The 15,496-nt window shown below is 42.6% G+C and carries 19 protein-coding genes; all 19 read left to right on the top strand.

Annotation, left to right across the window (positions count from 1 at the left end; genetic code table 11):
• The first annotated feature begins 2 nt into the window (after positions 1-2).
• The 19 genes from fliJ to M1J35_RS12335 all read left to right on the top strand — a co-directional run bounded on the left by fliJ (position 3) and on the right by M1J35_RS12335 (position 15,488).
• A complete protein-coding gene (fliJ, locus tag M1J35_RS12245) occupies positions 3-449 on the top strand; it encodes a flagellar export protein FliJ (RefSeq protein WP_254651324.1) in 447 nt (148 codons plus the stop codon).
• A 4-nt stretch (positions 450-453) separates the two neighbouring features.
• The gene (locus tag M1J35_RS12250; protein WP_254651325.1) at positions 454-1,044 is read left to right on the top strand and encodes a MotE family protein; all 591 of its coding nucleotides are present in this window, start codon (positions 454-456) and stop codon (positions 1,042-1,044) included.
• A gap of 31 nt (positions 1,045-1,075) precedes the next feature.
• On the top strand, positions 1,076-2,341 hold the full coding sequence (locus M1J35_RS12255; RefSeq protein ID WP_254651326.1) for a flagellar hook-length control protein FliK: 1,266 nt from the start codon (positions 1,076-1,078) through the stop codon (positions 2,339-2,341).
• Between the two features lie 8 nt (positions 2,342-2,349).
• Positions 2,350-2,979: a flagellar hook assembly protein FlgD gene (gene flgD, locus M1J35_RS12260; protein WP_254651327.1), complete on the top strand. Its 630-nt coding sequence runs from the start codon at positions 2,350-2,352 to the stop codon at positions 2,977-2,979.
• Between the two features lie 11 nt (positions 2,980-2,990).
• Complete coding sequence (locus M1J35_RS12265; RefSeq protein ID WP_224520261.1) at positions 2,991-3,380, top strand: TIGR02530 family flagellar biosynthesis protein; 390 nt, start codon at positions 2,991-2,993, stop codon at positions 3,378-3,380.
• 72 nt (positions 3,381-3,452) lie between these two features.
• The gene (flgF, locus tag M1J35_RS12270; RefSeq protein ID WP_254651328.1) at positions 3,453-4,691 is read left to right on the top strand and encodes a flagellar basal-body rod protein FlgF; all 1,239 of its coding nucleotides are present in this window, start codon (positions 3,453-3,455) and stop codon (positions 4,689-4,691) included.
• A 56-nt stretch (positions 4,692-4,747) separates the two neighbouring features.
• Positions 4,748-4,963, top strand: coding sequence for a flagellar FlbD family protein (locus tag M1J35_RS12275; protein ID WP_034760220.1), 216 nt, complete (start codon positions 4,748-4,750; stop codon positions 4,961-4,963).
• 11 nt (positions 4,964-4,974) lie between these two features.
• The gene (gene fliL / locus M1J35_RS12280; protein ID WP_034760815.1) at positions 4,975-5,385 is read left to right on the top strand and encodes a flagellar basal body-associated protein FliL; all 411 of its coding nucleotides are present in this window, start codon (positions 4,975-4,977) and stop codon (positions 5,383-5,385) included.
• A 28-nt stretch (positions 5,386-5,413) separates the two neighbouring features.
• Entirely contained in the window at positions 5,414-6,412 is a 999-nt protein-coding gene (gene fliM / locus M1J35_RS12285; RefSeq protein WP_254651329.1) for a flagellar motor switch protein FliM, read from the top strand.
• Positions 6,405-7,565: a flagellar motor switch phosphatase FliY gene (fliY, locus tag M1J35_RS12290; RefSeq protein WP_254651330.1), complete on the top strand. Its 1,161-nt coding sequence runs from the start codon at positions 6,405-6,407 to the stop codon at positions 7,563-7,565. Before fliM ends, fliY begins: the two co-directional genes overlap by 8 nt.
• A gap of 38 nt (positions 7,566-7,603) precedes the next feature.
• Entirely contained in the window at positions 7,604-7,966 is a 363-nt protein-coding gene (locus M1J35_RS12295) for a response regulator (protein ID WP_034760212.1), read from the top strand.
• 23 nt (positions 7,967-7,989) lie between these two features.
• A complete protein-coding gene (locus tag M1J35_RS12300; protein ID WP_254651331.1) occupies positions 7,990-8,628 on the top strand; it encodes a flagellar biosynthetic protein FliO in 639 nt (212 codons plus the stop codon).
• Complete coding sequence (gene fliP, locus M1J35_RS12305) at positions 8,621-9,286, top strand: flagellar type III secretion system pore protein FliP (RefSeq protein WP_254651332.1); 666 nt, start codon at positions 8,621-8,623, stop codon at positions 9,284-9,286. The genes M1J35_RS12300 and fliP overlap by 8 nt, the downstream gene beginning before the upstream one ends.
• 14 nt (positions 9,287-9,300) lie before the next feature.
• Positions 9,301-9,570: a flagellar biosynthesis protein FliQ gene (fliQ, locus tag M1J35_RS12310; protein WP_034760208.1), complete on the top strand. Its 270-nt coding sequence runs from the start codon at positions 9,301-9,303 to the stop codon at positions 9,568-9,570.
• A gap of 4 nt (positions 9,571-9,574) precedes the next feature.
• Positions 9,575-10,351: a flagellar biosynthetic protein FliR gene (fliR, locus tag M1J35_RS12315; RefSeq protein ID WP_034760206.1), complete on the top strand. Its 777-nt coding sequence runs from the start codon at positions 9,575-9,577 to the stop codon at positions 10,349-10,351.
• 1 nt (position 10,352) lies between these two features.
• Positions 10,353-11,435: a flagellar biosynthesis protein FlhB gene (gene flhB / locus M1J35_RS12320; protein ID WP_034760205.1), complete on the top strand. Its 1,083-nt coding sequence runs from the start codon at positions 10,353-10,355 to the stop codon at positions 11,433-11,435.
• Between the two features lie 18 nt (positions 11,436-11,453).
• On the top strand, positions 11,454-13,490 hold the full coding sequence (gene flhA / locus M1J35_RS12325) for a flagellar biosynthesis protein FlhA (protein WP_034760203.1): 2,037 nt from the start codon (positions 11,454-11,456) through the stop codon (positions 13,488-13,490).
• Positions 13,487-14,647 carry a flagellar biosynthesis GTPase FlhF gene (flhF, locus tag M1J35_RS12330; protein ID WP_254651333.1) on the top strand — a complete coding sequence of 387 codons (1,161 nt, stop codon included), beginning with the start codon at positions 13,487-13,489 and terminating at the stop codon, positions 14,645-14,647. Before flhA ends, flhF begins: the two co-directional genes overlap by 4 nt.
• Positions 14,628-15,488 (top strand): MinD/ParA family protein, encoded by an 861-nt coding sequence (locus tag M1J35_RS12335; RefSeq protein ID WP_254651334.1) that lies wholly within the window; start codon positions 14,628-14,630, stop codon positions 15,486-15,488. The genes flhF and M1J35_RS12335 overlap by 20 nt, the downstream gene beginning before the upstream one ends.
• The last annotated feature ends 8 nt before the right edge of the window (positions 15,489-15,496 follow it).

Below are 15,496 nucleotides of genomic sequence, written 5' to 3' on the forward strand. Positions count from 1 at the left end.
GAATGAGTTATCACTATAAATTCCAACGAATTCTAACCTTGAAAGAAAAAGAAAAAGATGAAGTCCAGGAAATGTACAGGGGTTCCATTGAAAAGTTTGAAACTGTTGCAGGGAAGCTATATGAATGTTTGAAAAAGAAAGAAACCCTGGAGCTTCATCAGGAGAGCAAATTACAGGGTGGATTATCTGTACAGGATATCCGTCATCATCAACAATTCATCACCAATCTTGAAAAGACTATCTCTTATTACCAGGATCTAGTGATACAAGCGAGAAATCGGATGAATTGGTATGAAGAAAAACTGGTGGATATGAATGTGGAAGTGAAAAAATACGAAAAAATGAAGGAAAAAGATTTAGAGCGGTTTCTTCAAAACATCCAATCGATGGAAGATAAGCAATTAGACGAAGTGTCGGTTGTTCAATATTTGAAACGGGGAGTTAGGTGATTTCATGGCAAAGGTAATCGAAGAGGAAAAGAAAGACTCGCATAATCGGTTTCAAAGATTCATTTTTATCATCGTCATTCCTCTCTTGTTTGCTATCACTTTTGCTCTGGTCATCATGACATTTGCGGGAATCAATATCTTTGAAAAAGCGCAATCACTGGGATCGGACATTCCTTTTTTGGCAAAGGTCATCCCTTCAGATGATGAAGAGGACAGGAAACAATTACAAGAGAGAATCATTTCATTAAACGCGTCGATGGAAGATCAAGAGGCCAAAATTGCCCAGCTTCAAAGTGAAATAGATAAAAAAGACAGTGATAACGAACAACTTCAGGCAACCATCCAGCAACAGAATGAGGAAATGAATGAATTAAGGCAGATTGGTGAAGACAACAAACGGGCTTTTAAGGAGGTAGTCAATACCTTTGAAGCAATGTCTGCGAAAAGCGCCGCTCCGGTTCTCATGAACATGGATGATGAAGAGGCGATGAAGATCCTTTCAACTATAAAGCCAGATACGCTGGCAGACATTTTAGAAAAGATGCCTGCTGTGGATGCTGCAAGATACACAAGTCTTCTATCTGCAGAGGAATGATCTGTTTTAATTCTTTAAAGGAGGTGAATGAATGGAAATCGGAATCGCTACACAAAGGGTAAGCACTGTATCACCTGTGAATAAGGAAGCGAATCTTCCCAAAAAAGAAACGGGCTTTTCACAGCATCTTTTGGGGTTTGTCGCCAACCAAAGCAGTGAATTGAAGGAAGTCAAGTCAGTGGATGCTCCGTCATTTCTCGTAAATCTTGAAGCGATCCTGGCAGCTAGTAAACTGGAGGATCTCGGCCTCACACAAGAGCAGTTGGATCAACTATCAAAAGTGAAAGAACTTGATGTTAATCAGATTGCAGACTTTCTTGGCGTAAGTACTGATGGAATCAAAACACTTTTTTCTGAATTGAAGTCAGTCATGTTGGGAACGGGATCACCTGTCGATCCGGAGCAGGTTGAGGATGTTTATGAGGACCTTCTTGGAACACTTCAGCTATTACAGTCCGCTCTTTCAAAGGATACCAAGGCCGGGAAGTCTTCTGTAGAAAATTCTTTGAAAGAATTAAATGGCCAGGGGCAAATAGAAGGCGTCGTCAAATTGGCAAAGATATTGGACCTTTTTGCTCGTAATCGGGATATGCATGTCACAGATTCATCGAAAGCAGCAGAATTAAAAGAAGTGGTGAAGAATATTCAATTCGGGATAGAGGGTACCATACCAAAACTGCAACAAACGTCAGGTGACTGGTCAAGGATTCTGCGAGAAGCCTATACGCGTCGGGTACCTGAAGAAACGATGGATCAGAATCCTGATATGCATAGCTCCACGGCCGAAAAGAAAGGAATTCAACCGGTTCAAGGAACGAATCTTCATTTTGTTCTGCCTAAGGCTGAAACCTTTTCAATGAATCTGCCATCGACCGGCCGCTCCCTTCAATACGAGCAATTTGTTAAAGAATTTCAGAACATCCTGGGTAAATCGAATATGATAACCCAACCAAATATGAGTAAGCTGCTGATTAAACTGTATCCAGAGCAATTGGGTTCTTTAAGGATTGAATTATTGCAGCAGAATGGGGTCATGACAGCGAAAATCCTTGCTTCTACCTCAGGTGCGAAAGAAATGCTGGATTCACAGATTCATGGATTGAAACATGCTTTCAGTGCACAGAACCTGAACGTTGAGAAGATTGAAATCTCACAGGCGTTCACGGAAACTGAGCGTCAGCATAAAGGGCAATCCGGTCAGGGGTCCCATCAGCATAAACAATCCGATCAACCCCAAACGACCCATGAAGAGGAGACTCAATCCTTCAAAGATTATCTCGTAAATACTGAAATATAGGTGATGACATGACGAAAATAGATCCCAGTTTACTATATTCCAACGTTCAGGCTAAGCGTGAAACAGGGGGGGATATTTTAGGGAAAGATGATTTCCTTAAAATCCTCATGACTCAATTGCAAAATCAAGACCCGATGAATCCCATGCAGGACAAGGATTTCATCGCACAAATGGCGACATTTTCTTCTCTGGAGCAAATGACCAATCTGACCAAGACGATGGAGAAGTTCGTGGATACACAAAGTCAGACCCAACTGATTTCTTATAATCAATTTGTAGGGAAAGAAGTGACATGGCATAAGGTTGTTGAATCAGAATCAGATGAAGTACCTGAAATTCAAGAAGGACAAGGACTCGTTAAGGGTGTCCGTTTTAAAGGTGATTCGGTTGAATTCATCATGGAAGATGGAACGATCCTGAATCCGGGGAATATTTCTCAAGTCAATACCTCAGGAAGCGGGGAGTCATCTCTCGTAAGCGCATCCCTCTTAATAGGCAAGAAGGTGACATGGAGTGGGGAAGATGGGGAACTAAGCGGAGTGGTTCAATCCGTTTCGAAGAAGGATTCCCAAATATGGATACATACCGATTCAGGTGAAAAAATCTCCAGTAAAGCATTGTTAAAAATTGAATCCTAGGGAGTGGTTTTATGGAAAAAACGTTCTTTCACCGCTCACCGCAACCTATCACGTCTAATTATCATAATAAAGCAGTTAATCGATCTGCCCGCTCTTCTACATCATTTGCGACTCAATTGGATAAGGCGATCAAAGGTGTCTCTCCATTGCAAATCAGTAAACATGCGAAAATAAGGATGGAACAAAGGGGAATCTCGATTCCTTCTGAAACCTGGGAAAAGATTGGGGAAAAAGTGAAAGAAGCAAAGAATAAGGGTGTACAGGACTCACTGGTTATTCTGAAAGATGCCGCATTGATTGTAAGTGCCAAGAACCAAACGGTGATCACCGCTTTGGACCGTGAAGAGGCACATTCTCAAATATTCACCAACATTAATGGAACCATATTAATCGATTCATAGGCCGGACCTCGAAAAGGAAGCCTATATGCTGTGGAATGACTGAAACAGCACATACGAAAGGGGAAAACATTCATGCTACGTTCAATGTATTCAGGTATAAGTGGAATGAAAAACTTTCAAACCAAATTAGATGTAATCGGTAATAATATCGCCAATGTCAATACGTACGGATATAAAAAGGGCCGGGTCACATTCCAGGATCTCATGAATCAAACCGTGTCCGGTGCCAGCAGGGCAACAGACAACCGGGGCGGGCAAAATGCAAAGCAAGTAGGGCTTGGATCGTCATTATCCTCCATCGATACAATCCAGACACAGGGAAGTCTTCAAACTACCGGACGTTCATTGGATGTCGCCATATCAGGAGATGGATACTTCGTTGTGAGACAAGGAAATAACGAAATGTACACTCGTGCCGGGAACTTTTACCTGGATTCAAACGGAAATCTAGTAACGGGTCAGGGGAATTTGGTGCAGGGGTATCCCGTTGATGCAAGTGGTGTAGTCAATAAGAGTGGTACGGCTGATATTAAGATTGATACGAATACAACGATGGCGCCGCAGGCTACAACTAAAGCTACTTATAATGGGAATTTGAAGTCCAGTGCCGCTGATGGGACGAAAGTGGAATTGGAGACCAAAATTAAGGATTCACTTGGTAAGGATATCAGTTTGAAACTGATTATGGAAAAAACGGGAATGAACGAGTGGAGTGTTGACATCTCAAGTTTAACAGATGACGTTTCTGTTAATACCGCCACCACTTCTGCAGTTATTAAATTTGATAATGAAGGAAAAGTTATTGCGCCTCCGACAGGATATGTTCCTTTCAAGTTGAGTCTTGATAACAGTACAGGTGCCAGTACAACCCAAACGATCGATCTTGATTTCTCCAAGATCACTCAGTTCGACAGCTCTTCCTCTGCAAATGTAGATACGGTTAATGGAAACTCAGAAGGATATCTTGAAAGTTTCAACATTGGTTCTTCAGGAGAAGTGAACGGAGTATTTTCAAACGGAGAAGTGAGAGTGTTGAGTCAGCTGTCTCTTGCTACATTCTCTAATCCCGGCGGATTAACAAAGGCAGGTAATAATCTGTTCCAGGCTTCCAATAATTCGGGACTTCCAAACCAGGGTGTAGCAGGGGAAGGACGGGGAGCCCTTCAGTCAGGATCACTTGAAATGTCCAATGTAGACCTTTCCGAAGAATTCACCGAGATGATTACAGCTCAACGTGGATTCCAGGCAAATACACGGATCATCACAACGTCTGATGAAATCCTGCAGGAACTTGTAAACTTGAAACGTTAATTCCTTGAAAGGGAGGAAGGGAGTGGCTGAGGAGATCAGTCCCTCCCAATAAATGAATGATTACATTGACCAGGCTGAATGGTAAATCGTTTACGTTGAATGCCCTATACATAGAAACAGTCGAAGCATTTCCCGATACTACCATTCTATTAACAAATGGTAGACGGTATGTTGTGAAAGAATCAGTGGATGAGGTCAATTCCCGCTCACTTACCTTTTTTCAAAAAGTGAATCTGCTTCATCTGCCCCAGGAGGGAGGTAATACAAATTGAAGAGTAAAACAATGACGATCATGATGATTTCATTGGTGACCATTACCCTCGTCGGTGTCATAGCACTGGTGGTATTGCTGAAGTTTTCCGGGGATGAGGAAGCAAAAGGTCCCTCCATTGAAGAAGTGATTGAAAACTCGGTGGACATACCTGAAATGACCACGAATTTAATGAGCAACGACTTTATTCGTATCTCTTTTAAGATTCAAACGGATAGTAAGAAAGCGAAGAAAGAATTAGCGAAAAGGGATTTTCAAGTGAATAATATCATCATAGAAGAGCTTTCAGAATTGAAAGCAGAAGAACTGCAAGGGAAAAAAGGGAAAGAATTGGTCGAGACAAAGGTGAAAGACAAAGTGAACTCCCTCATGCAGGAAGGCGCGGTTGAAAGAGTATATATCACCTCTATGATGATTCAATAAATTGGCCTGAAGGTTTGGAGGTGAAGGGATGGCTAGTGAAATATTGTCTCAAAGTGAAATTGATGCCCTGCTATCAGCCCTCAATACCGGGGAGATGAGTGCGGATGATTTCAAGAAAGAAGAAGAAGAGAAGAAAGTCAAAGTTTATGATTTTAAGAGAGCCCTGCGCTTTTCGAAAGACCAGATCAGAAGCTTAACGAGGATCCATGAGAATTTTGCAAGGATTTTAACGACCTACTTCTCTGCCCAGCTAAGAACGTACGTTCAAATCAATGTAGCGTCTGCTGATCAGATCCCTTATGAGGAGTTTATTCGTTCCGTACCGAAAATGACGATTTTGAATGTATATGAACTGCCGCCATTGGATGGTAGGATCCTCATGGAAATCAACCCGAATATTGCTTATTCAATGATGGATCGTGTCATGGGAGGCAGAGGGATCAGTGTCAATAAAGTGGAAAGTTTAACGGAAATTGAAACGAGGATCATGAGTCAACTATTTGAAAAGGCGTTTGAAAATCTCAGGGAAGCCTGGAGCACAGTGGTGGACGTCGATCCTTTGTTTACTGAATTCGAAGTGAATCCACAGTTTCTGCAAATGGTCTCTCCCAATGAAACTGTAGTGGTCATTTCTTTGAATACAACGATTGGTGAGACCAGTGGAATGATCAATATTTGCATTCCTCACGTTGTATTGGAACCGATCCTTCCGAAACTATCCGGCAGTTATTGGATGGAATCAAAGCGTAAAGAAAGCAACCCTGAAGAAACCGCTCAGCTGGAGAGAAGAATCAAGGGGGCACAAGTTCCGATCGTAGCTGAATTGGGACAATCAGACATCACCATCGAGGAGTTCCTTATGCTTTCGATTGGTGATGTGATTGAAATGAACACACGAATCGATGATCCTTTAACTATAAAAATAGGTGAGATTCCTAAATTCACTGCACAGCCTGGTAAATCAAATAAAAAAATGGCCGTGCAAATTTTAGATTCGTTGAAAGGGGGAGACGACGAAGATGAGTGATATGTTATCGCAAGATGAAATAGATGCGTTACTTCGTGGTTCTGCGGAGCCAGAAGAGAAAGTAGAAGAACGCAAAGAAATTAAGATGAGTGATTATATCAGCTCCATAGAAGAAGATGCTTTGGGTGAAATCGGGAACATTTCGTTTGGAAGTTCTGCAACCGCACTTTCCACCTTATTAAATCAGAAGGTGGAAATTACGACCCCTAAAGTGACGATCATCGATAAGAACTATTTAGAAGAGGAATTTCCTCATCCTTATGTAGCCATTCAGGTTCAGTATACGGAAGGGTTCTCCGGTGTGAATTTGCTCGTCATCAAACAATCGGATGCGTCCATCATTGCCGACTTGATGCTTGGCGGGGATGGAAGAAACCCATCCGGGGATCTCGGTGAAATCCAGCTCAGCGCTGTACAGGAGGCCATGAATCAGATGATGGGTTCAGCTGCTACATCCATGTCGACTGTATTCAGTAAGAAAGTGGATATTTCACCTCCATCCATTGATCTCATGTACATTCCCCGGGGAGAAGGGGAAGAAAACATCCCGGATCAAGACCTGCTTGTTAAAGTATCGTTTTCGTTGAAAATTGGAGATCTGATTGATTCTAATATCATGCAGCTCCTTCCGCTATCCTTTGCCAGAAGCTTAGTGGATGAATTAATGAATGGCGGTGCGACAGAGGAAGTGGCGGCTACATCGGCGTCAAGTATGGTGGAAGCACAGGATTCCGTTCCTGAACCGGTATATAGCGGGATCCATGAAAGCACGAACCCACCCCATCAGTCCCACTCTCAGCATTTGGGTGGACAAAGCGGACATTCTGAGCCCGTACATGTACAGCCGGCTACATTCAGCAGTTTCGAGCCTGCTCCACTGGGACAGCAGGAAAGTAACAATCTAAATATGCTGTTGGATATACCACTTCAAGTGACGGTGGAGCTCGGAAGGACGAATCGATCAGTCAGAGACATCCTTGAGTTGTCATCTGGTTCGATCATCGAACTGGATAAGTTAGCGGGAGAGCCGGTCGATATCCTTGTGAACAGCCAGTTGATGGCCAAAGGGGAAGTCGTTGTTATCGATGAGAACTTCGGTGTCAGGATCACCGACATTGTTAGTCAGAGTGATCGAATTAAAAAACTAAAATAAAAGAAGAATTTTATTAGAGATAATGGAGGATGAGGGTAATGGCGAATAAGATTCTAATTGTAGATGATGCAGCCTTTATGAGAATGATGATCAAAGATATTTTAACGAAAAATGGATTTGACGTAGTAGGGGAAGCAGCAGATGGAAGTCAGGCTGTGGATAAATATAAAGAGTTAAAACCCGATCTTGTGACGATGGATATTACAATGCCTGAAAAAGATGGTATCGCGGCCTTAAAGGAAATCAAGTCGATTGATGCTTCTGCGAAAATCATCATGTGTTCTGCCATGGGCCAACAAGCCATGGTCATCGATGCGATTCAAGCTGGTGCGAAGGATTTCATCGTAAAGCCGTTCCAGGCTGATCGTGTAATCGAAGCGATCCAGAAAGCGTTAAGCTAACAGTTAATAAGAAGGTGCATGTATTGAAAAAGTTTCAAATTCTATTTGCAATTGTGCTTTTCATTTTCACGGTAGCCGCCGGGGATATGAAAGCATTTGCTGAAGTGAATAATGTGAAAGACTGCATAGAGCATCCAGATACATGCGAGGGGCAGCAAACGGATGGAGTGGAAGGTTCTGAGTCAGGGCTTGCCACTTCCGTTACGTTTTTAGATTACCTTAAGATGATCGTTGCCCTTATCTTTGTAGTGGCACTCATATATTTTTTATTAAAGTTCATTAATCAAAAAGGAAGATCATTTCAGCAAACAAAATTAATCAACCATTTAGGGGGGACCCCACTTGGGGGGAACCGTTCCGTACAGATCGTAAAAGTAGGCAAACAGGTACTGGTCTTGGGTGTGGGTGAAGATATTCAGCTTTTGAAAGAGGTAAGGGACGAAAAGGAGAAAGAAGAGATCCTTTCTTATTATGAAGAATCCCAATTTCCGGATACCAAATATGCCGTTTCTAGCTTGATGAACAGAGTCAAAGGATCTTCGCCGAATAAACCGGACAGGTCATTTCAAGCTCAGTTGAAATCACAGCTTGAGGAAATGAACAAGGGTAGGAAAAAGATGCTCGAGGAGTTAAAGAATAAGGGGAAACAGTCTGATGAATGAATTCATGGAGTTTTTCAATAGTAGCTCAGCAGATGATGTGTCGACCAGTGTAAAGCTGCTGTTACTCTTTACCGTCTTATCCCTTGCACCCAGTATCCTGATATTGATGACATCTTTTACCCGGATCATGATCGTCCTGTCTTTCGTCCGTACGTCCCTTGCCACTCAGCAAATGCCACCGAATCAGGTGTTGATCGGACTTTCTTTATTTCTTACTTTCTTTATCATGGCTCCTACTTTCCAAGAGGTGAATGATGAAGCGTTGACACCTCTATTTAATGAAGAGATCAATCTGGATGAAGCATACACGAAAGCTTCGATTCCTTTTAAAGAATTTATGAGTAAGCAGACGAGACAGAAGGATCTGGAATTGTTTCTGGAATATTCAGGGGCTGATCGCCCGGAATCAGTGAAAGATATTCCTCTCACATCCTTAGTGCCGGCTTTCGCATTGAGTGAGATCAAGACGGCTTTTCAGATAGGATTTATGATCTTCATCCCATTTTTGGTCATCGATATGGTCGTAGCGAGTGTCTTGATGTCTATGGGTATGATGATGCTGCCACCTGTCATGATTTCATTGCCGTTCAAAATTTTACTGTTTGTTTTAGTGGATGGCTGGTATTTAGTAATAAAATCTCTTTTACAAAGCTTTTAAGTAGGTGAGTTACCATGAATGCTGAATCCGTAATTGCCATAGCAGAGAGGGGTATCTACGTTACTCTCGTTGTATCAGGCCCATTACTGCTATTGGCCCTGGTTGTCGGCTTGATTGTCAGTATTTTTCAAGCGACAACCCAAATTCAAGAACAGACACTTGCATTCATTCCGAAAATTGTTGCCGTACTGATCGGCATCGTTTTCTTTGGGCCTTGGATGTTAACGAAGCTTGTGACGTATACTTCGCAGATTTTTTCAGATTTAACAAGGTTCGTAGGGTAGTAGAATGAAAGAGCTCGTACCTATACTATCGGTATATCTACTCGTTTTTGTGAGGGTTTCGGCATTTTTTGTCACGATGCCGCTGTTTTCATATCGAAATATACCAGCACAGCATCGAATCGCCTTTTCAGTGGTACTATCATGGGTCATGTACTATACAATCGACTCAAAGGCATTTGAAATCAACGGACAATACTTCCTTTTGATTATGAAAGAGGCCATGATCGGTCTTTTGATCGGTTTTGTAGCTTATATGATTGTAACGGCTATTCAAATAGCGGGGGGCTTCATTGATTTTCAAATGGGGTTTGCCATTGCGAACGTGATCGACCCTCAAACGGGAGCCCAAAGTCCTTTGACGGGGCAATATTTGTACACATTCGCCCTTTTGTTATTGCTCGCCCTAAATGGTCATCATTTACTGCTCGATGGGATTTTTTACAGTTATCAATTGATTCCGATCGATTCCCCTTGGATTCCGTTTGGAAATGAGAACTTAATCGAATATGTCATTACGTCCTTTAATTCTATGTTCATCATCGCTTTTCAGATGTCCATTCCTGTGGTTGCGACTCTTTTCCTTGTAGATGTGGCATTAGGCATCGTAGCGAGGACCGTGCCACAGTTAAATATCTTTGTGGTTGGGTTCCCCATTAAAATCGGGGTTGCCTTCATCGTGCTATTCATAGTCATGGGAGTCACATTTACGGTCATGCAGAAATTGTTTGAAATGATGTTTGTAACCATGAGGGATTTAATGAAAATCATTGGAGGCACATAAATTGCAGTGGCTATCATTAGACCTACAGTATTTCAGTGGGGAAAAGACAGAGAAAGCAACTCCCAAAAAAAGGGATGACGCCAGAAAAAAAGGTCAAACAGCGAAAAGTCAGGATGTCAATACGGCCATCATTCTGCTGGCTGTCTTTTTATTTCTGACTTTCAGTGCTTCCTATATAGGGGACATTGTGTTTGATTTATTTAATCAAACGTTTCAAGAATACATGCTCATGGATCTGACTGAAAATACCGTGCAAGTCATTACCATGGACCTGATGAAGGAGATCGCTCTGCTGCTTGGTCCGATTATGCTCGTCGCCCTTGTTGCCGGCTTGATCTCCAATTATATACAAGTCGGTGTCATGTTCACGACAGAGCCCTTGCAGCCTAAGCTGGAGAAAATCGATCCCATTAAGGGATTTAAGCGAATTTTTTCCCTGCGTGCCATTGTCGAATTATTAAAATCCATCCTGAAAATTTCATTTGTAGGGGCCATTACCTTTGTCGTTCTATGGATGAACATTGACCGGGTGTTGAGTCTGTCCTTTAAATCGGTGGGGGATTCCTTGACGACCATGGCAAGTCTGACGATCCAGATGGGGATTGCAGCATCCCTTGCGTTATTATTCTTATCCCTCTTTGATTTTCTATATCAGAAATACGATTTTGAGAAGAACATACGGATGTCGAAACAGGACCTGAAAGACGAACATAAAAACGTTGAAGGGGACCCCCTCATCAAGTCTAAAATTAAGCAAAGACAGCGTGAAATGGCCATGCGGCGCATGATGCAGGAAGTACCCGAGGCAGATGTTGTGATCACCAATCCGACCCACTTTGCCATTGCCCTTAAATATGATGAGGATAAAATGGATGCCCCATACGTCGTGGCAAAGGGTGTTGATTACCTGGCACAGAAAATAAAATACATCGCAGGTGAAAATGACGTCGTCATGGTAGAAAACCGGCCGCTCGCCCGTTCGCTCTATGACTCGGCAGAAATCGGCGATAGCGTACCAGAAGAATTTTTCAAGGCAGTAGCAGAAATTTTAGCTTATGTTTACCGAATCAAAAACCAGATGTAAGCAGTTAGGAGAGAAACAATGTCAGCAAGAGATTTATCCGTTTTAGCAAGTGTCATACTAATCGTTGCCATGCTTATTATTCCATTCCCATCCTGGTTATTGAGCTTATTGATCATCATGAATATTTCACTTGCATTACTTGTCCTCCTAATCTCCATGAATATGAATGAACCGTTACAGTTTTCTATATTTCCTTCCCTATTATTATTATTGACGCTTTTCAGATTGGGTCTAAATGTTTCCACAACGAGATCGATCCTTAGTAAGGGTGAAGCGGGGGACGTTGTGGAAACCTTTGGAACATTCGTTGTAGGTGGGAATATCCTTGTAGGACTTGTTGTATTCATCATATTGATCGTCATACAATTTATTGTCATCACGAAAGGTTCCGAGCGGGTGTCTGAGGTTGCCGCCCGTTTTACACTCGATGCCATGCCCGGGAAACAAATGAGTATCGATGCTGATTTGAATGCCGGGATGATTTCTGAGCACGATGCAAGAAACCGCCGTGAAAAAGTAGGGAGAGAAGCGGATTTCTACGGAGCGATGGACGGAGCATCCAAATTTGTAAAAGGTGATGCCATCGCAGGGATCGTCATCGTCTTGATCAACCTGATATTTGGGATCATCATCGGAATGACCCAACAAGGGCTCCCTATCGCAGAGGCAGCAACCCGTTACTCACTTCTGACAGTCGGCGACGGAATCGTCAGTCAAATCCCGGCTCTGTTAATATCGACAGCAACAGGAATTGTCGTGACGAGGGCTGCGTCTGAAGGAAATCTGGGACAGGATATCATGAATCAGCTTCTGGCATATCCTGTCATGCTCTATGTTTCAGGGTTCACCATTTTCATGCTGGGCATAGCCACGCCAATCAACGATATTTTGACGATACCGGTAGCAGCCCTACTCGGGATCGGTGGCTATATGTTGTCAAGGACGCCTAAAGAAAGTGAAACGGACATGATGGAAATGGAGGAAGAGGTGGAGCAGGACGAAATGAAGAGTCCTGAAAGCGTCGTAAACCTTCTCAATGTCGATCCGATTGAATTTGAGTTCGGATATGGATTGATTCCACTTGCAGATACAAACCAGGGGGGAGACCTTCTTGACAGGATCGTGATGATCAGACGACAATTGGCCATCGAGCTTGGCCTGGTCATCCCTGTTGTCAGGATCCGGGATAATATCCAGCTTCAGCCGAACGAATACCGGTTGAAGATCAAAGGAAATGAAATGGCCCGTGGGGAACTTCTCTTAGATCATTATTTAGCGATGAGTCCAGGGGTGGAAGATGAATCCATTGAAGGGATCGATACAATCGAGCCGTCTTTCGGTCTCCCAGCTAAATGGATAGCAGAAGATATGAAGGAACAGGCAGAGATATTCGGATATACCGTAGTAGATCCTCCTTCTGTGGTGTCAACCCACATCACGGAGATGATCAAGAATAATGCACACGAACTTCTTGGCAGGCAGGAAACGAAGCAGCTCATCGATCATCTGCAGGAATCTTATCCGATACTTGTGGAGGAAGTGACACCGAATCCATTGACCGTAGGGGAAGTGCAAAAAGTACTCTCCAAGCTATTAAAAGAAAATGTTTCCATCCGGAATTTACCGATCATCTTCGAGACACTTGCCGATTACGGGAAGATGAGTTCAGATACAGATCTGTTAGCAGAGTATGTAAGACAGTCACTCGCAAGACAAATCACGAACCAATATGTTCAAGGGGACACTACTTTAAAAGTCGTCACCATGAGCGGCAAGGTGGAGAAAATGATTGCCGATGCCATTCAGCAGACAGAGCACGGCAACTATTTATCCATGGATCCCAATGACTCGCAGGGCATTCTGGAAGCTGTCGCCTCTCAAGTGGAACAGCTTTCCCTTATGGAGGAATCCCCCGTCATTCTCTGTTCTCCTGCTGTGAGAATGTATGTAAGACAGTTAACGGAAAGATATTTTCCTCAGGTCCCAATCATTTCGTATAACGAATTAGAAGCAAATGTTGAAGTACAAAGTTTAGGGGTGGTGAATGTAGGATGAAAGTAAAGAAGTACACGGCTCCATCCATGAATGAAGCAATGAAGAAGGTCAGGGCTGAACTTGGTGAAGATGCAGTCATTTTAAATTCCAAAGTCTCATACACAGGAGGCTTTATCGGATTGTTCAAGAAAAAAATGATTCAAGTCATCGCAGCCATTGACCCGGAGGTTGAAAATGAAAAGCTTGAAATCAGCCGGGTGAAAACGAAGCAAGCTTCAACTGGGGGCATTCAACCTGCCTTGGAAAAAGAGCAGCACGATTCCAATCGTTTGGTAGAAACGGAATTAAAGGAATTAAAGCAAATGATTTCTTCCATGAATTCCAGGAACCATTTTGAGAAATTCAGTGATGATGTAAAGGAAGTTCTGCTTCACCTGAAGAAACAGGACGTTAGTGACGCTACCCTGTTTCAATTAGGAGATGCGATGGAAGAGAAAATCAAAAGTGAATCGGTTCAAACAGTCAATAAGGATGAATGGGCTTATAAAGAAGTGAAACGCTTTTTTTATCAATTTTTAAAAGAAATCACCTTTGGCGGCATAAGTTATAACCGGAAATATATCAATGTCATTGGCCCTACGGGTGTGGGGAAAACGACGACGCTTGCCAAAATGGCCGCTGAAGCCGTGATAGAGAAACGCATGAAAATAGCCTTTATCACTACGGACACCTACCGGATTGCTGCGATCGAACAATTGAAAACTTATGCGGGCCTACTAAACGTCCCTGTTGAAGTGGTCTATAAAATGGAAGACTTCAAAAAAGCAATCGAGAAGTTCGTGGACTACGATCATGTATTCATTGATACAGCAGGTCGTAACTTCAGGGAAAGGAAATACGTAGAGGATTTGCAAAAAATCATCGATTTCGATCATCATATGGAAACCTACCTGGTTCTGTCATTGACAAGTAAAGAGCGGGATATGAGGGAAATCATTTCTCAATTTTCTTCTATTGATATTGACCGTTTCATCTTTACTAAATCAGACGAGACATCAAGCTACGGTTCCATGATCAATATGATGTCTGAGGCGAAGATCGGTGCAGCATATGTAACGAATGGTCAGGATGTCCCCGAGGATATTACCGAGGTGAAAGAGGATGAGATCGTAAGTATGCTCATGAAAGGATTCAGCTATGAAAGATCAAGCATATAACCTGAGGAGGAAAATGCTCCACACGGGTTCTGAACCTGCTAAAACGATTGCGATCGTTAGTGGAAAGGGAGGGGTCGGGAAATCGAATATATCTACAAACCTCTCCATCCTCCTTGGTAAAGAGAATAAGAAGGTACTATTATTTGATATGGATATAGGGATGGGAAATATTCATATTTTACTTGGAAGTCATCATTCATACTCCATCATGGATTACGTTGAGGAAAAAGAACTAGATATCGACACGATTATATGTGAAAATATTCATGGTATCTCTTACATAAGTGGGGGTAATGGCCTAAAAAATATTGTGGAGTGGAAAGAAAAACAGATGGAACGCTTTTTCGAAGTAATGGAATATGCGATTCATAAGTATGATTATATTCTATTCGATATGGGGGCGGGTGCAACGAAGGAAACTCTTGAATTTCTCCTCGCCATGGATGAAATCATTGTTGTCACCACTCCAGAACCGACCTCCATTACCGATGCCTATTCTATGATGAAATACATCTACATGAAGGACGGGGAAAAACCATTCTATCTCTTATGTAATCGGGCGGAATTCAAGAATGAAGGGCTTCAAACCATTACTAGATTACAAGAAACAGTGAGGAAATTCCTTCACAAGGAAATCGTATCCCTGGGGGTACTTCCAGAGGATTCAGCTGTCAGGAAGGCCGTCGTTCACCAAACGCCGATCGTTGTGGGATATCCTGCATCAGCCATGACACTGAGCCTGCATACGATGGTTCATAGCCTGACAGGTACGAGGGAGTCTAAGGAACGTAAAGGGACGGGATTTGTAAGGACAATTCGAAAATTATTTTTTGGGAGGTAAAAGCCCTG

Origin of the sequence: Rossellomorea sp. KS-H15a (assembly GCF_024195245.1) — a bacterium.
In the GTDB taxonomy this organism is placed as follows: Bacteria; Bacillota; Bacilli; order Bacillales; family Bacillaceae_B; genus Rossellomorea; species Rossellomorea vietnamensis.